The organism is Mesorhizobium sp. WSM3860 (assembly GCF_002294995.1).
Lineage (GTDB): Bacteria > Pseudomonadota > Alphaproteobacteria > Rhizobiales > Rhizobiaceae > Mesorhizobium.
This window is the reverse complement of sequence record NZ_NSGF01000007.1, coordinates 39,962-59,174: the sequence shown is the minus strand read 5'-3', so window position 1 is coordinate 59,174 and position 19,213 is coordinate 39,962. Positions and strand designations below refer to the sequence as shown.

Below are 19,213 nucleotides of genomic sequence, written 5' to 3'. Positions count from 1 at the left end.
AGGCAGTAGGGAATAGGCAGTAGGCACAAGGCGAGGTTCCGCGCGCTGCGACCTATTCCCCTATTCCCTACTGCCTACTGCCTATTCCCTCATTTTCAGGGTTACATCCGCCAAAACTCTTCCCTATAAGGCCCTCCTAGCCTGATACCAGAATCGCAAGCACAACCGGCCGGGTCCTCCCCGCCCGGTTTTTCGTGCAAGCCGCTCGCCGAACGGAATCCATAGACCATGCCAAGACGCACCGACATCAAGTCGATCCTGATCATCGGGGCCGGCCCCATCGTCATCGGCCAGGCATGCGAGTTCGACTATTCCGGCACCCAGGCTTGCAAGGCGCTGAAGGAAGAGGGTTTCCGCGTCATCCTGGTCAACTCCAACCCGGCCACGATCATGACCGATCCGGAGCTGGCCGACGCCACCTATATCGAGCCGATCACGCCGGAAGTGGTGGCCAAGATCATCGCCAAGGAGCGCCCCGACGCGCTGCTGCCCACCATGGGCGGGCAGACCGCGCTCAACACCGCGCTGTCGCTGCGCCGCATGGGCGTGCTCGACCGCTACAATGTCGAGATGATCGGCGCCGATGCGCATGCCATCGACAAGGCCGAGGACCGCGCCCTGTTCCGCCAGGCGATGAGCAAGATCGGCCTGGAGACGCCGCGCTCGATGCTGGCCAATGCCACCGAGGTCAAGGACGCCGACCGCAAGATCCACGAGGCCGAACGCGCCGCGCTGAAGGCGGAGAATCCAAAAAACCTCGATGCCGCGCTCGACGCGCTGGAGACGCGCTGGAACCTCGGCGAGGGCGACCGCAAGCAGCGCTATATCAGCCACGGGATGGCGATCGCCGCCCAGGCGCTCGACCATGTCGGTCTGCCGGCGATCATCCGCCCCTCCTTCACCATGGGCGGCACGGGCGGCGGCATTGCCTACAACCGCGCCGAATTCTACGACATCGTCCAGTCCGGCCTCGACGCCTCGCCCACCACCGAGGTGCTGATCGAGGAGAGCGTGCTCGGCTGGAAGGAGTATGAGATGGAAGTGGTCCGCGACAAGGCGGACAACTGCATCATCATCTGCTCGATCGAGAACCTCGACCCGATGGGCGTGCATACCGGCGATTCCATCACCGTCGCGCCGGCGCTGACCTTGACCGACAAAGAATACCAGATGATGCGCAACGCCTCGATCGCGGTGCTGCGCGAGATCGGCGTCGAGACCGGCGGCTCCAACGTGCAGTTCGCCGTCAATCCGGCCGACGGCCGCCTGGTGGTGATCGAGATGAACCCGCGCGTCTCGCGCTCCTCCGCGCTCGCCTCGAAGGCGACCGGCTTCCCGATCGCCAAGGTCGCGGCAAAGCTCGCCGTCGGCTACACGCTGGACGAGCTGGAGAACGACATCACCGGCGGCGCGACGCCGGCCTCGTTCGAGCCGTCTATCGACTACGTGGTAACGAAGATCCCGCGCTTTGCCTTCGAGAAATTCCCCGGCGCCGAGCCGGTGCTGACCACCGCCATGAAGTCGGTCGGCGAGGTGATGGCGATCGGCCGCAGCTTCCAGGAATCGCTGCAAAAGGCGCTGCGCGGGCTGGAAACCGGGCTGACGGGATTGGACGAGATCGAGATCCCCGGTCTTGGGTCCGCCGACGGCGCCGACGACCGCAACGCCATCCGCGCCGCGCTCGGCACGCCGACGCCCGACCGGCTGCGCATGGTGGCGCAGGCGATCCGCATGGGGACTTCGCTCGAAGACGTGCACGCCATGTGCAAGATCGACCCGTGGTTCCTCGAGCAGATCGCCGGCATCATCGCCATGGAGGAGCGTATCCGCGAGCACGGCCTGCCGCAGGACGCGGCGAACCTGCGCATGCTGAAGGCGATGGGTTTCTCCGACGCACGCCTGGCGTCGCTGACCAGGACCGACGCGGAAGTGATTCAGAAGACCAGGCAACAGCTCGGCGTTCACCCGGTCTATAAGCGCATCGACACTTGCGCCGCCGAGTTCGCCTCGCCGACCGCTTACATGTACTCGACCTATGAGACGCCCTTCGCCGGCGAGCTCGCCAACGAGGCGCGAGTGTCGTCGCGCAAGAAGGTCGTCATCCTCGGCGGCGGCCCGAACCGCATCGGCCAGGGCATCGAGTTCGACTATTGCTGCTGCCATGCCGCCTTTGCGCTGCGTGACGCCGGCTTCGAGGCGATCATGGTCAACTGCAACCCCGAGACCGTATCGACCGACTACGACACCTCGGACCGCCTCTATTTCGATCCGCTGACGCCGGAGGACGTGCTGGAGATCCTGCGCGCCGAGCAGGCATCCGGGGAACTGGTCGGCGTCATCGTCCAGTTCGGCGGCCAGACGCCGCTAAAGCTCGCCGACGCGCTGGAGAAGGCCGGCATCCCGATCCTCGGCACCTCGCCCGACATGATCGATCTTGCGGAAGACCGCGACCGTTTCCAGAAGCTGTTGCACAAGCTCGGGCTCACCCAGCCGAAGAATGGCATCGCTTATTCGGTCGAGCAGGCGCGCCTCGTCGCCGCCGAGCTCGGCTTCCCGCTGGTGGTGCGCCCGTCCTATGTGCTCGGCGGCCGCGCCATGCAGATCATCTACAATGAAGGCATGCTGCAGACCTATCTGCTCGACACCGTGCCCGGCCTGGTGCCGGAGGACATCAAGCAGAAATATCCGGCCGACAAGACCGGCCAGATCAACACGCTGCTCGGCAAGAACCCGCTTTTGTTCGACACCTATCTCACCGGCGCCACCGAGGTCGACGTCGACTGCCTCTGCGACGGCAAGGAGACCTTCGTTTCCGGCATCCTTGAACATATCGAGGAGGCCGGCATCCATTCGGGCGACTCGGCCTGCTCGCTGCCGGTATATTCGCTGCAGCCGGACCTCGTCGACGAGCTGGAGCGGCAGACAGCAAGCTTGGCCCGCGCGCTCAATGTCGGCGGCCTGATGAACGTGCAATACGCCATCAAGGACGGCACGGTCTATGTGCTGGAGGTCAATCCGCGCGCCTCGCGCACCGTGCCCTTCGTCGCCAAGACCATCGGCCGTCCCATCGCCAAAATCGCCGCCCGCATCATGGCCGGCGAGACGCTGGAAAACGCCTTCGCCCACTACGGCGCCATGCCGGACGCGCGCAATCCGGGCCATATCGCGGTCAAGGAAGCCGTCTTCCCCTTTGCCCGCTTCCCCGGCGTCGACATCCTGCTCGGGCCGGAAATGCGCTCGACCGGCGAGGTGATGGGCCTCGACCGCGACTTTGCTTTAGCCTTCGCCAAGAGCCAGTTAGGGGCCAATGTCGACCTGCCACGCTCCGGCACGCTGTTCGTCTCGGTGCGCGACGAGGACAAGAAAGGCATTCTGCCGGCCGTGAAACGCCTCGCCGGCCAGGGCTTCAAGGTTTTAGCCACCTCCGGCACCGCCCGCTTCCTCGCCGAAAACGGCGTGACGGCCGAAAAGATCAACAAGGTGCTCGAAGGCCGTCCCCATATCGAGGACGCCATCCGCAACCGCCAGGTCCAGATCGTCTTCAACACCACCGACGGCCAGAAAGCGGTGTCGGACTCCAAGTCGCTGCGCCGCGCAACGCTGATGCAGAAGGTGCCGTATTACACGACGCTGTCGGGAGCGGCGGCCGTGGCGGAAGCGATTGCCGCGCTGCGGGCGGGGAATTTGGAGGTGCGGCCGTTGCAGGAGTATTTCGGGTGAAGCAGCGGCCCGCTACGAAGGACTCATGAGTCCGCAATAACTTTTGCAAATTGGGCGTGTTGCTCGGCCGCCTTCCCAGCATAAAGCAGAGCGCCGACAGACTTAGCTACCGAGGGCAAAAAAGCGTCTTCGGAAAAGCTCTCTGACAAGCCAGCTGGTGTTACCTGGGTGGCTACCAGCGACAACACGTGATCGACAACCGGGCTCCATAACGCCGCCAAGCCAACAAGGGAGCTATTCTTTGCTTGCGCCACATCCGGTTGGAACGCGACGGTCAAGGGATCGACCTTCTTTAAGGTGATTGATTCCAGAACCTGCGCAATCACAGCAATGAGGAACGACTTGAACCTTAGGTTCCGCAATAAGGCCAGCTGATCTTCTTCAATTTTTATGATCGATCCAGCAGTTGATCTCTCCTTTAGACTTATCCTTCGCTCGTCGATAGCCCTAGAAAGGCTGTAAGCTAAAAGGATATGCCGAGCTTTTTTATCTTCGAACGCGTTCGAATATAAAGGTTTCGTTCGAAAATCTGATTCTTCCCTCGAATCCCATCTTGATATCGGCCGTGAAAGGCTAGAAGTGGCTGAGCCACTTCCTCAATTCCTATCTGATCCCCTGCCGCGCGGAATCCACGTTTTCGCACGTATGTATGGCCGAGTTCTTCAAATTCCTTAAATATTCTATTCTGCTCAGAATCATTACTAAACTGATCCCAAGTGGTAATCTCGTTTTGTGTATTATTGTACCTAACAATCTCACTTATGGTTTCTGGGTCCGAGCATTGTATGACACGACACAAGACATTGACAGACTTTATGTCATTCTTCTTGAGATCAATAGAGCCTATAGACCCGGTCGTTTGCGCACCGTTGATAATAGATATACCCGTTAGCTCAACTCCGGCCTTAGATTCTCTCTTTCCCAACGTTAAAAGCGTGATGCCGTTATTAAATACCCAAAAATCCTTGGGCTTCAGCTCGGCAGATTGACGAATACCGTTGTTTATTCGCCTCCTTCTACTTATCCCAAGAAATCCACGATAGTTTGCTGAAAATAAACGATCTTCGTACTTCGAATAAAGCTCGTGAAGCCAGAGACCCGGAACAGACGATACAGAAGCCTCCCACTTAGGCCCTGACTCGCTAAATTTAACATCTGAGGGAAAATGGACGATATCCTTCACATCAATGTGCGACTCTTGTGTCGCAAAAATATGTTCGGTCCTTGAGATTCCAAGCTCCCGTGCGACTACAGATATGGAAGCACTGCCCAGCGTCTTTTGTAGATGCTGCGCAGCCGTTTGCAATTCTCGAGTTACATTGACGGACTCTGGTAAGTTATGAACATACAGAAGCTCTATCCCCTCGACTTCCCCTTCATCAATTGCTTCTCGGCATTCGACGATAATCTCTCGCAAGGTCTCTGGAACATTCGCGAGGTCGCCGGACATCAGCCAAGCGGCAGCGGTGTTCAGATCAGCAGCCTTGTTCGCGGGTGCGGAATCCTGCTTTCCTCCTGATAGATAACCTTGCGCAAAAATAACTCTCTTCGTGTCACGATCCAAATATATGAAGTCAATTTTCTTGTCGTTTGGCCCATCTGTAATCCCTTCGGAGGCCAGAGCCTCGACGTCAGGTTCTTCCAGATACAACGCCATCACCCACGCCAGGTATGCGTTACCCTCGCCGAGCTGTTTTATGAGCGCGTCATTAGCGCTAAAAGCATCAATATACGCCAAAGCCTGCCCCCCAATTTTTGTCAATTACATTGACATGCAGTTAAGCTGGTAAATTTAAGGAACCATTCTTCCACAGAACACGAAGCCTGTTGCGGATATTCATCGCAATCTGACCGGGATTTAGATGAGCGTATTTTTTGCGAGGGTCAAATAGTCCATTTAGGTCGGCAATTTTATGGAGGACGTCGACGTTAACCGTGCCGTCGGTTTGCTTGTAATAGGGGGCGATTAGATTTTCCCATTCGTGGTTCTCAGGTCGTTTTGACCACGCAAAGCGTTGATCACGAGTGATGTCCATGGCTAGCCCCATCGCCGAGTCCGCTTCGATAGTAGTCGAAGAAGACAAACCAGAGAAGTAGTCGCAGCCATATCAACTGTTAGTCATGCACACGAATCTTGCAGTTGGTATTTGATCAGGATTTTTCCTACTCTGATAGATCATAACGGTGGACCTCACCCCTGCCCCTCATACGCCCTCCCATCCTTATGCAAAAACCTTCCATCCGAACTCGCGCTCATCATGTCGAGGTCCGAGCAGGTGATGACATCGTCCGGGTTGCGTGAGCCGACTTCCAGGTAGCGCGACGTGACCGACGAGCGGTTGATCATGTGCAATCGCCGCTGTTCTTGGCGAAGATCGCGCCGTCGCTGAGCAGCGTTTCGCCGCCGCCCTCGACCAGCGTCAGTTCGTCCTCCAGCACAGCTCGTCCTCATGGCTGTGCCAGTGGCGCTGGCTCGACCAGCCGCCGGGCGGCAGCGTCATCAGGTTGACGCCGAAATCCTTCAGCCCGCCGGCATCGCCGAGGCGGCGGCGCGTGCGCTCGGCGCAGGGCTGGTCGAAGGGTGCGGGATAGCCGGAGCGTTTACGGACAGGGATTGATGAGAGGTCGATCTTGGGCATGTGGTTCCTCCGTTTCGGACTTCCAATGGGACGCTGGCGCCGCCCCTCATCTGCCTGCCGGCATCTTCTCCCCGTTGAACGGGGAGAAGGGGGCCGCCCGCAACGCCGGCGTTCTTCCTGCGGTGCTGGCGATTGGCGAAACCGTCGGCGCAGGCTTCTTTCTCCCCGTCACTATACGGGGAGAAATGCCCGGCAGGGCAATGAGGGGCGGGGCCAGCATCGGGTAAACATGCGGCTGACGCGACCGCGATGGACGAACAGCCCCCTGGAACCCTCCCGCTTTCCCGCATTCTGCCCGTAGGCTAAAAATCTGCGATGGATGACATGTCCGAAGACGAGATCGACCTGCGCTGCCCGCAGACAGTCGCCGACAACGCCGCCAAGGGGCTGCGCCTGCGCAAGCAGTTCGGCCGCGGCGGCACCGACATTGGCGTGGCGCGGGCGACGGAGCTGAAGGAAAGGCGAAACCTGTCGCCTTCCGCCATCCGCCGCATGGTCAGTTATTTCGCCCGCCACGAGGTCGACAAGCGCGGCAAGAACTACGGCAACGAGGAAAATCCCTCTGCCGGCTACATCGCGTGGCTGCTGTGGGGCGGCGACGAAGGCCGCGCCTGGGCGCTGGAGATGAAGAAGAAGGTCGGCAACGCGCCGGACATCTCAGCAGCAAGCGGCGGGCTCGCTTCCTGGAATTGCTTCACAAAAAACCTATGAACCGCCCGGCGAAAAGCACGCAGGTCCACAGGCCGAGCGAAATCACGGCCAGGACGGCCGCAATGCCCCCGGCCGACCCGGCCACCCCGCTCGTGCGGGTCAAGCGCGTGAAGGCGAGGAAATTGGCCCCCGCCAGCAGGATCAGCGTCATCTTGGCAAGGAAGACCGGCATCGCCGCATAAGTCCCCGCCTTTACCGAAAACAGCAGCGCCCCGGTGATGATCGCCCCGCCAAACGCCCCAAGGGCTACGCGGCGCAGCAGCGCGACGAACGGCGCGTGGGGCAGCGAGAAGGCGCCAAGGACGCTGAAATCCATAAGCGCGACGCTGGTCAGCAGCGCGCCGATCGACATGATGTGCAGCGCATTGACGATCGGATAGGCGACGAACGAGGCTTTCAGCCCGCGCACCAAGGCAAGCTGCTCGATGCCGGCCAGAAACTCCGCCATCTAGGCCGGCGGCAGGCGGTCGGGATAAACGTCGTAACTCTTGCCGCCGACGATGATGCGCACCGCCTTCATGCGCTTTTCCGCCTGGTCGCGCGAGCGATGGCCGATCGCGGTCACCGCGTCGCCGACCTTGGCGACCGTCTCGGTGAAGCCGGCAGCGATGGTGCGGGCGGGCGGCGCCATCTCCACCCGCCACACCTCGCCCTTCGCATCGACGTCCAGCGTCGCGTGCGGATTGCCGATATAGATCGCGGCGATCTTGCCCTTGAGCTCGAAGAAGTCGTCCTGCGTCCACGACCAGCCGTGATGGGCATAGGCGGCAGTGCCCGCAGCAAGCATCAACGCCGCCGCCAGCCCGACGCCCTGCATATGGTTCAACGGCAACTGCATCGCCCGTCTCCTCCACTCCTCCTGCCAGCGGTCGAAAGTAGGCTACGGCACGGCCAGGTCAAATCACATCGGAGCTTCAGCCCGGCATGGCACGAGTTTCGGTTCCGCGGCGTCCACAGCACGATCAGGCCTTGCTACAGGCCTTCATGCTCCCCATTTTCGCTTCTCCTGGCCGCTCTTCTCATGCATCGGAGGCGGTCGAACTCACGTCCGAGCGAGGCAAACCATGAGCAGCATGAGGGACCGTCAGGAAGGCTTCGAAAAGAAATACGCAATGGACGAGGAGACGAAGTTCAAGGCCATGGCGCGCCGGAACAAGCTGCTCGGCCTGTGGGCCGCCGAAAAACTCGGCAAATCCGGCGCGGACGCCGACGCCTATGCGAAGGAAGTGGTGCGCGCGGATTTCGAGGAAGCGGGCGACAACGACGTGTTCCGCAAGGTCCGTGCCGATTTCGACGCGGCAGGCGTCGCCCTGTCGGATGCTCAGATTCGCCAGGCGATGGACGAGTTGCTGGCAACGGCGGTCGAGCAGATCAAGGCGAGCTGAGGACCCGCTGCGGCGGGCAGAAACCACCCTCACCCGCGATGCGCCACCGCCAGTTCCTTCACATGCTTCTCGTGCATTTTCAGCACCGGCAGAGTCTTCTTGGCGAATTCCTTCAGCGCCGGGTCGTCGCCGGAATTGGCATAGGTGCTGAACAGCGCGACGGCGTCCCTGTGCGCATCCATCTGCATCTTGATGTACTTCTGGTCGAACTCCGTGCCGCTCGCCTGCTTCAGCTCGCCTAGCATCTGCTGTTCCTTGGGCCCCAGAGCGGGGCCGGCAGGCTTGATGGAAGCCGTCGTCTGACCCTGGCTCATCGCCGCCTTGAAATCCTCCCCGGCCTTGGTGTGGTCCCTGACCATCTCATCGGCAAAAGCCTTGACTTCGTCCGACTGCGACTTCTCCTCGGCCAGCCTGCTCGCCTGGATTTCGAACTCATTGGCATTGGGTACTGTGGTGACGAAAGTCTGCGTGTCGACCTTGTTGTCTGCCGCCATTGGCGCGACATCGTTGCTGTCGCTCGACTGAGCAAGAGTGGCCGGCGCACCGGCAAGGAGCGCCATGGCAGCCACGGTCAGAAGCGTTTTCATCTGGAATCTCCGATCAGCCCTTGCACTTCCAACGCGAAATGGCGCTGCCGGTTGCGTTCGGGGCCCGTGAAGGAGGCGGTGTTGAGATTCACGTCAGGCCGAGGATGGTGGTTCCGAGAACCGGAGCGGAGCGTATTTGAAACACGCACCCGAAGCGCAGGACACCGCCATTCGCAGGCCGCATCACCTGAATATCAGCACGGCCTATCCCTTCACCCCCCCGGCGGTAAGGCCGGAAACGATCTTGCGTTGGAAGATCAGGACCAGCACCACCAGCGGCACGGTGACGATCACCGAAGCGGCCATGATGTTGCCCCAGGGGATCTCGAACTGCGAGTTGCCGGAAAGCAGCGCGATCGCCACCGGCACCGTGCGCTGCGCGTTGTTGGAGGTGAAGGTCAGCGCAAACAGGAACTCGTTCCATGCGCCGATGAAGGCGAGCAGCCCTGTCGTCGCCAACGCCGGCCACATCAGCGGCAGGAAGACTTGGCTGATGATGATCCATGGCGTCGCGCCGTCGAGGATCGCCGCTTCCTCGATCTCGACCGGCAGGTCGCGCACGAAGGCGGTGAGCACCCAGACCGTAAACGGCAGCGTGAAGATCATGTAGGAGAAGACCAGCGCAATGAGCGAATTGTAGAGGCCAAAGGCGCGGATGATCTCGAACAGGCCGGCCAGCACCGCGACCTGCGGAAACATCGACACCGACAATATGGCAAGCATCAGCGCCGAACGGCCGCGAAACCGGACGCGTGCCAGCGAATAGGCGGAGGTCACGCCGAGCAGCAGCGAGATGAGCACGACCGCGCCCGAGACAACCAGCGAATTCAGGAGATTGCGCAGGAAGGGACCTTCGACCAGCACGTTCCTGTAGTTGGCCAGGCTGAACGCCGCCGGCCAAAGGCTCGCCTCGAACAACTCGGTGCCGGATTTGAGGCTGGTGACGATGGCGTAGTAGAGCGGAAACACCGCGACGAAGACGATCGCCCCCACCAGCAGGAAGAAGCCTAGGCGCTTCAACATTGCCATCTCAGCGGCCTCCTTCCAGGTCTATCCGGCCGAGGCGGATGTAGGAAATGGTGAGCAGGGCGACGATCAGGAAAAGCAGCGTCGAGGCGGCCGAGCCATAGGCGAACTTGTCGAACTCGAACAGGTTCTCGCGCACGAACACCGACATCGATTTGGTGTGCACATTGTTTGGCGTCAGCACATAGATCAGGTCGAAGATGCGCAGCGCATCGAGCGCGCGGAAGATCACCGCAACCATGACCGCCGGGCGGATGAGCGGCAAGGTCACCTGCCAGAAGATCTGCCACGGATTGGCGCCGTCGAGCCTGGCGACTTCGATGACATCGCGCGGCAGCATCTGCAGCGCGGCGAGGAAGAGCAGCGCCATGAACGGCGTCGTCTTCCAGATGTCGACGATAAGCACCGCGATCATCGCCGTGTCGCTGCTCGCGGTCCAGGCGATCTTGGCATGGATCAGGCCGAGATTGAGCAGCACCGCATTGATGATGCCGAACTGGTCGTTGAGCATCCACTGCCACATCTTGGCCGAGACGATCGTCGGGATCGCCCATGGAATGAGGATGGCCGCCCTGACGATGCCGCGGCCTCGGAAGTCGGCGTTGAGCACGAGCGCGACGATCATGCCGAGGACCGTTTCGCAGCTCACCGAGACCACCGCGAAGAGCAGCGTGTTCCAGACGGCGCGCCACCAGACCGGATCGGCGAGCAGCCCGTCATAGAGCACGCGGCCGCTCGGCATGCTGAGCACCGAGAAATAATTGGCGAAGCCGACCCACTGTCGGGCGTCGAGATCGGCCAATGAGGCGTCGGTGAAGCTGTAGTAAAAGGTGCGCAGGAGCGGCCAGCCGGCGACGGCGGCAAGGACCAGAAGCATCGGCGCCAGAAACAGCCAGGCCGAGCGCACGCGCTGCCGCATCAGGCGCGAGCGGCTCACAGGCATCGCTTTCACCAGCCCTTGCCCTTCAGCCTGGTCAGCCTCGCCTCGAGATCGGCCAGATTGTCCGCGGCGCTGCCGTCGCCCGACATGGTGTTGTGGACGGCCGTCCAGAACTGGCTTGAGGCTTCGTTGTACTTGATTTTGGCGGTCGCCGAAGGGCGCGGCGCCGCGTTGAGGAATATCTGCTTCCAGCGCGGGACGATCGGCTGTTCCCTAGCGATATCGGGATCGTCATAGAGCGCCTTGATGGTCGGCAGGTTGGACGTCCTCAGCGTCCGGTATTTCTGCATTGCGGGCGAGGCGATGAACTTCACCAGATCGATCGCCGCGTCCTGGTGCTTGGAATATTTGGAAACCGCAAGGTTCCAGCCGCCGAGCGTTGCCGCCGGCCGGGCGCCTTCGCCGATGCCAGCCGGCAGCGGCGCCACATCGAACTTGCCCTTGATCGGTGAGTTCTCGCTGTTGCCGAGCGCATAGGCATAGGGCCAGTTGCGCATGAAGACGGCATTGCCGGTCTGCCAGACGCCGCGCGATTCCTCTTCCTGGTAGGCGAGCACGCCCGGCGGCGCGATGGTGCCGATCCAGCCCTTGACCATGTCGAGCGCGGCCGCGGCTTGTCGGTTGTTGATGGAGACCGTGCCGTCCGGCTCGATGATCTGGCCGCCGCCGTTCGACATCACCCATTCGAGCGCATCGCAGGTCAGCCCCTCATAGGCGTTGCCCTGGAAGACGAAGCCCCAAATGTCCTTGTTGCCGGCGGTGCGCTCCTTGTCCATGACGAGCTTGGCGGTGTCGGCAAGTTCCTGCCAGGTGGTCGGCACCTTGGCCCCGTATTTGTCGAGGAGATCCTTGCGGTAATAGAGCGCCGGCGCGTCGGTGAAGATTGGCAGCGCCACCAGCTTTCCGTTCACCGTCTGCGACTGGATGATCGAGGGGAAATGCTCGGCCACGACATCCCTGGTCGCCGCGGTGAGATCGACGAGCTGGCTGGCAAGCTGCGGCGCCCAGATCACATCGGTCTGGTAGACGTCGATGTCGCTGTTTCCCGCCGCGAGCCACAATCTGAACTGACCGAACTGGTCGGTGCTCGACGGCGGGATCACCACGATGTCGACCTTGTTGCCGCTCTGCTTCTGGTAGCGGTCGAGTATCTCGCGCAGTACCTTGATGCCGTTGCCCGTGTCGCCCGACACGATCGACAGCTCGACCGCGCGGGCCGGCGCCACCGTGAGCATCGCGCCGACGGCAAGTGCAAGGAATGCGCGGTGAAATTTCATGCTGGTGGGCCTCGCCTCGGAGCCGTCCACGCGGACCTTGCCGCGCCGGCTGATGATGACCCTCCGCCCGCATTGAATGCGGAGCCACGCTTCGGGTTCCCGATGTGGCCATCCGGGACGGTCCGCGACCAGACTGACCCAAGTCATTCAGTTCAGGGAGATCTCGCGATTGGCCGCAGGCCCAAAGCGGGCGGGCTCCGAAACCCGCCGCCCCGGAGCCCGCCTTGGAGTGGCTGACGCATGCCGGCACAGCCTCTCCGACGCCTTGCCAGCGTCGATCCGCCGATCGGCCGCCCGGCATCACGACGCATTAGCATGCCCTAACGTCAGCTTGTGTGAAGCGGTTCACAATGCCGCCCCGCATTCGGTTGTGTCGCCGCAGGCATTGCTGCGAAGCGCTAGCCTTCCCAGGCAACCGGAACCATGCCGAGCCGCTCGTAAAGCTTGAAAGCAGCGGTATTCTTCACCGTGTTGGTCTTGAGGTCGACATGTGCGGCACCCCTGTCGCGGAAAGTCAGGAACGCGTGCCGCATCAGCGCCTCCCCGATGCCGTGCCTTCGCGAGTCCGGATGAACGGCCAGATCCTTGACGAAGCCCGACGCCCAGCAAAGCGCGGCGCCCGAAAGCAGCCCCTTGCCGTCGATGACGAGGAAACAGAGGTCCGGATCGAACTCGGCATCGCCTGAGATGCGCGGCCACCATTCGTCGAACGCGCCATCGGCGCCGTCGTCGAACGCCTCCTCCAGCAGCGCGTGCAGGGCCTGCGCATCCCTGTGCTCGAATGGGCGCATGACGAAACCTTCCGGCCAATGCGGCGCCGTCAGCGCATCGTCGAGAAGTTTGCGAAGGCGGACATCGTTGGCGGCCGGCGGCCGGCGGCTGTCATTCTCACGCATGCAACTGGCCCCAACGCCGGTGGGACGGGCCTCGTTGCCGGCGCTCAGGCGCCTGGCTGCAGGCGGCGGCGGTCGACGCCGAGACCCGTTTGATCGAGCAGGCCCTTGCGCTTGGCGTCGTAATAATAGCCTGTCTGATAGAGCTGGTCGGCCCGCTTGGCGTTGCCGCCCGAGACCAGCCAGGCGCCGCGCAGGTATTTGACAGCGTATTTGAGATTGGTCTCGGCGTCGAACAGACCGACCGCCGGCCCGCCATAGCCCATGCCGCGTGCCGTCGCGTGCTTGATCTGCATCAGTCCCCAATGGCCGTGATTATAGGCCTTCGGATTGAACGTGCTCTCGCGGTTGACGACATGGCGCACCAGATCGACCGGCACTTCGTAGATCGCCGAATATTTCTCGATCAGCCGCTCGATCTCGGCGCGCGGACCCGTGGCATGCTGTTCGGGCTGGCCCGGTTGGATAAGCAGCGCCGGGTTCTGCGGCACCACATAGGCAACCTGCTGCACGCCCGGCATGGGCGCCATTTTCGCCGATTGGCCGGTGACCGGCATGGCAACAGCGGGGGTCTTGTAGACGGCGGCCTGCTTGAGCGCACCGGGGCCGGTCGGCGATGCGCCAGCCATCAGCACCGGCGGCGGCGGAAACTGCCCGGCGACAGGTGTCGATCCGGCGAACGCGACTGGTTGCGCCGGCGGCGGAAGGGCGGCGCCGGGCTGCGCGGGCGGGGGCAGCGGCGCGCCAGCCGTCGTCGCCCCAGGCGCCGTCGCCAAGGCAACGGCATCGCCGGTCAGCGCCGCCGTCTGCACCTGTGCAAGGCCGGAAGGCTCCGGCAGAACGGCAACGGTTTCGGGCAGCGCGACGGTCGGGCTGTCGTCCTCGACGGCCGGCGTCGAAGCCGCCGCAAGCACCGGCGAGGGCTTCATCTGGGAGGTCGAGGTACAGCCGCTGAGGCCGGCAGCTGCAACGAGCACGCCGATCGCGGTGAGAATGATTTTCGCTGCCAAGCCCTGCAGGTCCGATTGTCGGTTGTTAAAAAGTCCTTACACCAGCGATTCCAAGCGGGCAATCAGGGCCAGTATGCAGCTTTCGGGTGGCGAGACTCGAAGCAAACTGCGATATTGTTCCCTATCTGTACTGGAGATGTACCCGTTTTTCGCAGATTGCGGAAAGGAGCGCACCATGGAAAACGCATCGCCGATCACGGCCGGCCACGCAGTGTTAGAAACAGTGATCGGCTTCATGGGCATTGCCTGGAGCGAAAAGGGCCTGATCCGGCTCTGCTTGCCCGAGCGCAGCCGCGAAGCGGTCGAGCGCCGCCTGTTTCGCCGTGCCGGCGTCTCAAGCTGCACCGAACAGCCGAAATGGGTGGTCGAACTGATCGCCTCGATCAAGGCCTATGCGGCCGGGGAGGATGTCGACTTCTCCGGCGTGCCGGTCGATCTCGACGGCGTCGACGATTTCCGCCTCGCCGTCTATGACGCCGCGCGCAAGCTCGGCTTCGGCGAGACCACCACCTATGGCGAATTGGCCCAGCGTGCCGGCCATGCCGGCCTCGCCCGCGAAACCGGTGCAGCGCTTGGCACCAATCCGGTGCCGCTGGTCATTCCCTGCCACCGCATCCTTGCCGCGGGTGGCAAGATCGGCGGCTTCTCGGCTCCCGGCGGCTCCGCCACCAAGGAGAAGATGCTGGCCATGGAAGGCGTGCGGGTCGGTCCGCCGCCGGCCGCTCAGGCATCATTCACGTTCTGACACAGGCTTGCCGAAAGCCGGACTCTAGTGACGCGGGAAGATCCGCCGTCGGAAATGCCGGTCGAAGTCCGGCCGCTTGCAGATATAGACGGGGCAGGACTCGGTGTCGGCGCTCGGCACGTAGGCCCTCGACCTCACCTCGCCCATGTTGCAGAAGCGTTCGTCCCGCACATAGCGGTCATAAAGCGGCAGTCCCGGCACGCGCGTCGACTGATAGCGCAGGATGACCGCGCCCTGCCTGGCGATCGTCGCCTGCACGCGATCGCAGCTCATGCGCGTCGGGTCGTAGCGCGAGACGGCCTGCGCCTCGACGGCCACCAACATCAGGCAGGCGGCAAGCAGAATTGTCCTCATGATCTTCTCCCGCAACAGCAAGCCTATCATCCCCCACAACGCATCCCTGGCCGCAAAGCTTCCGCCCGAAGTGGGCTCCGTTGGACGCTATCGCAGCACATGCAGTTAACGCCATCTTGTTTTCGTCGGCGAACCATACTATATCCGGCGCATTGAATTTGGCCGATCGATCGGGCCTCGCGATCTTCGCGTTTGCTGACGTCTATCTCCAAAATTTCGATACCACCGGCTGGACTTCGGTCCGGTCAAACCAAAGCAAATGCGAGGACATTCAAATGGCAACTGGAACGGTCAAGTGGTTCAACGCCACCAAGGGCTTCGGCTTCATCCAGCCCGACTCGGGCGGCGCGGACGTTTTCGTCCACATCTCCGCTGTCGAGCGCGCTGGCATGTCGACCCTGGTTGAGGGCCAGAAGATCAACTTCGAGATCGAGCAGGACCGCCGCACCGGCAAGTCCGCTGCTGGATCTCTGAGCAAGGCAGCCTGATTTGGAGCTAGCATTTTGCACGCCAAGCGTCATCGCCTGGCATTGCACAAATGCGGCTAGTTAGCGACGCGCACTGGGCGAGAGCCTGGAGCGCGCGGCAAGTCACGGATGTACTGACGGTCGTGCGATAAGCGCGCCGGAGCGAAAGGTCCGACAAGCTGGAACAGCAGATAGCTGCCGGCCCGGCCCCAACGCTCCCGATCAGGCTACCGGCATAGGAAGGCGGGCATTGTCCCGCCTTTTTTGTTGCTGGATTTTGAGCGAGTTGTTTTCTGGGTTGAGTGTCCCACTCATGGTACTTTTAGCCCAATAGTGATACCGTTGGCCGATGACCAAACTTGAACAGATCGAAAAGTCCGTTGCCGAACTCAGCCTCGAGGAACTGAAGGCATTTGCCGCTTGGTTCGAGGCCCTCCAGGCTGATTTGTGGGACAAGCAAATCGAAGCCGACGCGAAGGCGGGTCGGCTGGACAAGCTTGCCGATCAGGCTCTGGCTGACCATCGTGCAGGCCGGACCCGGCCTCTGTGAATCACTTCGCCGCCCCTTCGTTTTGGGACGCTTACGACAAACTACCTAATGCAATCAGGGTGAAGGATGCAATCAGGGTGAAGGCTGACAGCAGTTTCGCAAGGCTACGCGCAGATCCGTTTCATCCTTCGCTGCATTTCAAGCGGGTTGGCCGTTACTGGTCGGCTCGAGTAGATCTGGGCTACCGCGCTGTTGCGGTCCGAGATCAGGAGGATGTGGTCTGGTTTTGGATCGGCGCCCACTCCGAATATGAACGTCTTTTGAAGTAGCCGCGACGGCGTGAGCAAGAACTACCCCACCCACTCGATCGGCACGTGCCCCTTGTCTGTCTCGACCTGCTTCAGCCACTCCACCACGGCCGGATAGGCGTCGAGCTGGAAGCCGCCCTTGTCGGCGGTGTGGGTGTAGGCATAGAGCGCGATGTCGGCGACGCTGTAGCTGCCGCCGGCGAAAAAGGCGTTCTGCTCCAGATGTTTGTTCATCACGCCGAGGGCCTTGTTGCCGCGCTCCAAGGTCAGCGCCAGCCGTTCCGGCGTCGCATCCTTCGCCCTCTCAGGAAATGTGAGCAGCGCCTTGCGCACAGCGATGTAGGGCTCGTGGCTATACTGCTCGAAGAATAGCCACTGATAGGCCAGCGCCCGCTCATATCTGTCGGCCGGCAGGAAGCGCGTGCCTTCGGCGAGATAGAGCAGAATGGCGTTGGATTCAGCGATGCGCCGGCCATTGTCGAGCTCGAGCAGCGGCACCATCGCGTTGGGGTTCTTGGCGACATAGTCGGGCTTGCGCGTCTCGCCGGTGTGCGAGCTCACTTCGATGCGGATGAAGGGAATGCCGAGCTTGGCCATCAACAGGCGCGGCTTGTAGCAATTGCCGCTGTCGATCATGTCATAAAGGATCATGGCCCTCTCCGCGCCCGACGAACGATCGAAGAAGCCTCTAACTCGCCTGTGCGGGTCTCATCCAGTGATTTGTTTTTGAGTGAAAGCATCAGCGGCGCTGATGCAAAGGCACGACCTTGTTGTCCATGCCGAGCAGCGCATCGATCGCCAGCGGCTCTTCGTTGAAGATCGTGCCGACCAGCGCCGGGCGGGCGAGGTGATATCCTTGCAGGAGGTCGACGCCGCCATCGAGCGCGACGCGCAGATGCGTGGCATGCTCGATGCCTTCGACCAGCACCTTGGCGCCGCGGTCGTGCAGCATCGAAACCAGCGGCCGGAAGAACCGCTCGGCGGCGGCATGGCGGCAGAACTCGGCGAACCAGCCGCCGTCGATCTTGACGATGTCGGGCGACAGCAGGCTGATGCGCGCTTCGGTGGAATGCCCGGTGCCGAAATCGTCGATGGCGATGCCGACACCGTCACGCCGCATCTCGCGCACGAGGCCGGCAAGCACATGCTCGTCGGCTGCCTGCTCGGTGATCTCGCAGACCAGCATGGCCGGCTCGAGGCCGAAATCGCCGAGATGCGTGGCCATCAGCCGGATCTCGGCGAGCGCCCGCCCGAGATGATCGTTGATCATCGGATTGTAGTTGAAGAACAGGGTAAGACCATCGACGCCGATGTTGCGGTAGTTTCCGAGATGCAGCATCCGGCACATCGTCTCGACGAACAGCCGGTCCTTTGCCGCGACGCTGTCGAAGAAAAGTTTCGGAGCAACCGGCGTCGCGACGCGGCGCGGCTCGATCAGCGCCTCGACGGCGACAGGTTGCAGCGATCTGCCCTGCGGCGCGAAGATCGGCTGGTAGGCGCTCCACAGCCGGAACTCGCCATAGACGCCGAATTGAAGACCAATCTCGTCTTCGAAGATCGCCTCGGCGACACTTCGCCGCCTTTCGGGGCGCCGGCTGTCGGGCCGCCCGGTCATGGCGTCACCTTGCGCCCAAACGCCTTGGTCGGGCGAGCCGACGCCACCGGAGCGGGACTGGCGGCCGCTGTCGTTTTGCCCTGCCCGGCCGCGGGCGCCAGCATGCTCTTGCCGAAGACGCGAAAAACGATCGAGGCGAGTTCCGGCCGGGCAAGCACATAGCCTTGCACCATCGAAGCCCCGGATTTCCCGGCGAGCTCGAGCTGCCAGCCTTCCTCGATGCCTTCGAAGACCGTGCGGACGCCCTGACTTTCAAAGCTCGTCACCATCGTCGTCAGCAGCGCGAATCCGGCCCCGGACTCCATGAGCTGCGTGATCCAGTGGGCGTCGAATTTGACGATGTCCGGCCGCAACTCCTTGATGCGGTTGATGTCGGATTCGTCGGCGCCGTAATCGTCGACGGCGATGCGGAACCCGTTGGCGCGCAGCGCCTCGACGAAGCTGTAGAGCGTTTCCTGCGAAGCCGATTTCTGCTCGGTGACCTCGCACACGATACGGCGCGGGTCGATGCCGGCCTCGTGCAGCACCAGCCGCATGTCGCGCAGCGCCTTGTCGACGATGGCGCGATCGGTGAACACCGACGGATCGAAATTGACGAAGATGGACGCCTCTTGCGGTAGACAGGCGCCGGCGTTGAGCAGATGCAGCGTCCTGGTCAGCGCCTCGATATGCAGCCGGTCGCCCGCGGGGCAAGTGCCGAAGAAGCTCATCGGCGATTGCGGCTCACCGTCGCGGAACGGCCGGATAAGCCCCTCGAAGGCGACGAGCGAAAGCTTGCCTTCATCGAAGGCGAAGATCGGCTGGAAGGCGCTCTGCAGCGTGTAGATTCCCCAGACACCGCTGGAGGTGCCGTCATCATGACGGATGATATGGGCAAGCCCGATGCTGCGCGACAAAGGTCCCTCGCTCCGCAGAGTAAGCGGAATTCGATCTGCCATCCTGCCAGCAAGGGTTTACCGCTCGTTGATGAATTTATAGTTGCCGCTCACGCCACCTTGACCTCTGGATCATCCGACAATGCTTGCGCTTGGCCCGATGATGCGACA

At 62.0% G+C, this 19,213-nt stretch carries 22 protein-coding genes and 1 pseudogene; 7 read left to right on the top strand and 16 right to left on the bottom strand.

Annotation, left to right across the window (positions count from 1 at the left end; translation table 11 throughout):
- Window positions 1-228: 228 nt before the first annotated feature.
- Complete coding sequence (carB, locus tag CK220_RS13665) at window positions 229-3,720, top strand: carbamoyl-phosphate synthase large subunit (RefSeq protein ID WP_095812030.1); 3,492 nt, start codon at window positions 229-231, stop codon at window positions 3,718-3,720.
- Between the two features lie 23 nt (window positions 3,721-3,743).
- On the opposite strand, the gene CK220_RS13660 is transcribed toward carB, so the two are convergent.
- The 4 genes and pseudogenes from CK220_RS13660 to CK220_RS13650 all read right to left on the bottom strand — a co-directional run bounded on the left by CK220_RS13660 (window position 3,744) and on the right by CK220_RS13650 (window position 6,359).
- Window positions 3,744-3,998, bottom strand: coding sequence for a hypothetical protein (locus tag CK220_RS13660; RefSeq protein ID WP_141245137.1), 255 nt, complete (start codon window positions 3,996-3,998; stop codon window positions 3,744-3,746).
- Between the two features lie 185 nt (window positions 3,999-4,183).
- Window positions 4,184-5,458, bottom strand: a complete 1,275-nt coding sequence (locus CK220_RS13655) for an AIPR family protein (RefSeq protein WP_141245136.1) — start codon at window positions 5,456-5,458, stop codon at window positions 4,184-4,186.
- A gap of 40 nt (window positions 5,459-5,498) precedes the next feature.
- Window positions 5,499-5,756, bottom strand: coding sequence for a hypothetical protein (locus CK220_RS31420; RefSeq protein ID WP_141245135.1), 258 nt, complete (start codon window positions 5,754-5,756; stop codon window positions 5,499-5,501).
- Window positions 5,757-5,911: 155 nt separating this feature from the next.
- Window positions 5,912-6,359: pseudogene (locus CK220_RS13650) on the bottom strand (cupin domain-containing protein).
- 324 nt (window positions 6,360-6,683) lie between these two features.
- Here CK220_RS13650 and CK220_RS13640 point away from each other — a divergent pair.
- On the top strand, window positions 6,684-7,070 hold the full coding sequence (locus tag CK220_RS13640) for a hypothetical protein (protein ID WP_095812213.1): 387 nt from the start codon (window positions 6,684-6,686) through the stop codon (window positions 7,068-7,070).
- Here CK220_RS13640 and CK220_RS13635 read toward each other — a convergent pair.
- A complete protein-coding gene (locus tag CK220_RS13635; protein ID WP_095812027.1) occupies window positions 7,054-7,518 on the bottom strand; it encodes a hypothetical protein in 465 nt (154 codons plus the stop codon). The two genes, CK220_RS13640 and CK220_RS13635, sit on opposite strands and share 17 nt — an antisense overlap.
- Window positions 7,519-7,908, bottom strand: coding sequence for a DUF6152 family protein (locus tag CK220_RS13630; protein ID WP_095812026.1), 390 nt, complete (start codon window positions 7,906-7,908; stop codon window positions 7,519-7,521).
- Between the two features lie 226 nt (window positions 7,909-8,134).
- On the opposite strand from CK220_RS13630, the gene CK220_RS13625 reads away from it, so the two are divergent.
- On the top strand, window positions 8,135-8,455 hold the full coding sequence (locus CK220_RS13625) for a DUF1476 domain-containing protein (protein WP_095812025.1): 321 nt from the start codon (window positions 8,135-8,137) through the stop codon (window positions 8,453-8,455).
- 29 nt (window positions 8,456-8,484) lie between these two features.
- On the opposite strand, the gene CK220_RS13620 is transcribed toward CK220_RS13625, so the two are convergent.
- From CK220_RS13620 to CK220_RS13595, 6 genes are all read right to left on the bottom strand, one after another.
- Window positions 8,485-9,042: a DUF4142 domain-containing protein gene (locus tag CK220_RS13620; RefSeq protein WP_095812024.1), complete on the bottom strand. Its 558-nt coding sequence runs from the start codon at window positions 9,040-9,042 to the stop codon at window positions 8,485-8,487.
- Between the two features lie 204 nt (window positions 9,043-9,246).
- Window positions 9,247-10,071 (bottom strand): carbohydrate ABC transporter permease, encoded by an 825-nt coding sequence (locus tag CK220_RS13615; protein WP_095812023.1) that lies wholly within the window; start codon window positions 10,069-10,071, stop codon window positions 9,247-9,249.
- A gap of 1 nt (window position 10,072) precedes the next feature.
- On the bottom strand, window positions 10,073-11,011 hold the full coding sequence (locus CK220_RS13610) for a sugar ABC transporter permease (protein WP_095812212.1): 939 nt from the start codon (window positions 11,009-11,011) through the stop codon (window positions 10,073-10,075).
- A 5-nt stretch (window positions 11,012-11,016) separates the two neighbouring features.
- Window positions 11,017-12,285, bottom strand: a complete 1,269-nt coding sequence (locus tag CK220_RS13605; RefSeq protein WP_095812211.1) for an ABC transporter substrate-binding protein — start codon at window positions 12,283-12,285, stop codon at window positions 11,017-11,019.
- 398 nt (window positions 12,286-12,683) lie between these two features.
- Window positions 12,684-13,181: an N-acetyltransferase gene (locus tag CK220_RS13600; protein ID WP_095812022.1), complete on the bottom strand. Its 498-nt coding sequence runs from the start codon at window positions 13,179-13,181 to the stop codon at window positions 12,684-12,686.
- Window positions 13,182-13,225: 44 nt separating this feature from the next.
- Window positions 13,226-14,188 (bottom strand): lytic transglycosylase domain-containing protein, encoded by a 963-nt coding sequence (locus tag CK220_RS13595; protein ID WP_095812021.1) that lies wholly within the window; start codon window positions 14,186-14,188, stop codon window positions 13,226-13,228.
- Between the two features lie 175 nt (window positions 14,189-14,363).
- Here CK220_RS13595 and CK220_RS13590 point away from each other — a divergent pair, with 175 nt between their 5' ends.
- On the top strand, window positions 14,364-14,933 hold the full coding sequence (locus CK220_RS13590; protein ID WP_095812210.1) for a methylated-DNA--[protein]-cysteine S-methyltransferase: 570 nt from the start codon (window positions 14,364-14,366) through the stop codon (window positions 14,931-14,933).
- Between the two features lie 24 nt (window positions 14,934-14,957).
- Here the strand turns inward: CK220_RS13590 and CK220_RS13585 are convergent, their stop codons facing one another.
- Entirely contained in the window at window positions 14,958-15,287 is a 330-nt protein-coding gene (locus tag CK220_RS13585; protein WP_095812209.1) for a hypothetical protein, read from the bottom strand.
- Window positions 15,288-15,562: 275 nt separating this feature from the next.
- Here CK220_RS13585 and CK220_RS13580 point away from each other — a divergent pair, with 275 nt between their 5' ends.
- From CK220_RS13580 to CK220_RS32460, 3 genes are all read left to right on the top strand, one after another.
- Window positions 15,563-15,775: a cold-shock protein gene (locus tag CK220_RS13580; protein WP_095812208.1), complete on the top strand. Its 213-nt coding sequence runs from the start codon at window positions 15,563-15,565 to the stop codon at window positions 15,773-15,775.
- 328 nt (window positions 15,776-16,103) lie between these two features.
- On the top strand, window positions 16,104-16,304 hold the full coding sequence (locus CK220_RS13575) for a hypothetical protein (RefSeq protein WP_095812020.1): 201 nt from the start codon (window positions 16,104-16,106) through the stop codon (window positions 16,302-16,304).
- Window positions 16,301-16,573: a hypothetical protein gene (locus CK220_RS32460; protein WP_095812019.1), complete on the top strand. Its 273-nt coding sequence runs from the start codon at window positions 16,301-16,303 to the stop codon at window positions 16,571-16,573. The genes CK220_RS13575 and CK220_RS32460 overlap by 4 nt, the downstream gene beginning before the upstream one ends.
- Window positions 16,574-16,594: 21 nt before the next feature.
- On the opposite strand, the gene CK220_RS13565 is transcribed toward CK220_RS32460, so the two are convergent.
- The 3 genes from CK220_RS13565 to CK220_RS13555 form a co-directional block, all read right to left on the bottom strand.
- Window positions 16,595-17,203 carry a glutathione S-transferase family protein gene (locus CK220_RS13565; protein ID WP_095812018.1) on the bottom strand — a complete coding sequence of 203 codons (609 nt, stop codon included), beginning with the start codon at window positions 17,201-17,203 and terminating at the stop codon, window positions 16,595-16,597.
- 88 nt (window positions 17,204-17,291) lie between these two features.
- Window positions 17,292-18,167: an EAL domain-containing protein gene (locus tag CK220_RS13560; RefSeq protein ID WP_095812017.1), complete on the bottom strand. Its 876-nt coding sequence runs from the start codon at window positions 18,165-18,167 to the stop codon at window positions 17,292-17,294.
- On the bottom strand, window positions 18,164-19,063 hold the full coding sequence (locus CK220_RS13555) for an EAL domain-containing protein (protein ID WP_095812016.1): 900 nt from the start codon (window positions 19,061-19,063) through the stop codon (window positions 18,164-18,166). Before CK220_RS13555 ends, CK220_RS13560 begins: the two co-directional genes overlap by 4 nt.
- Window positions 19,064-19,213: the final 150 nt, after the last annotated feature.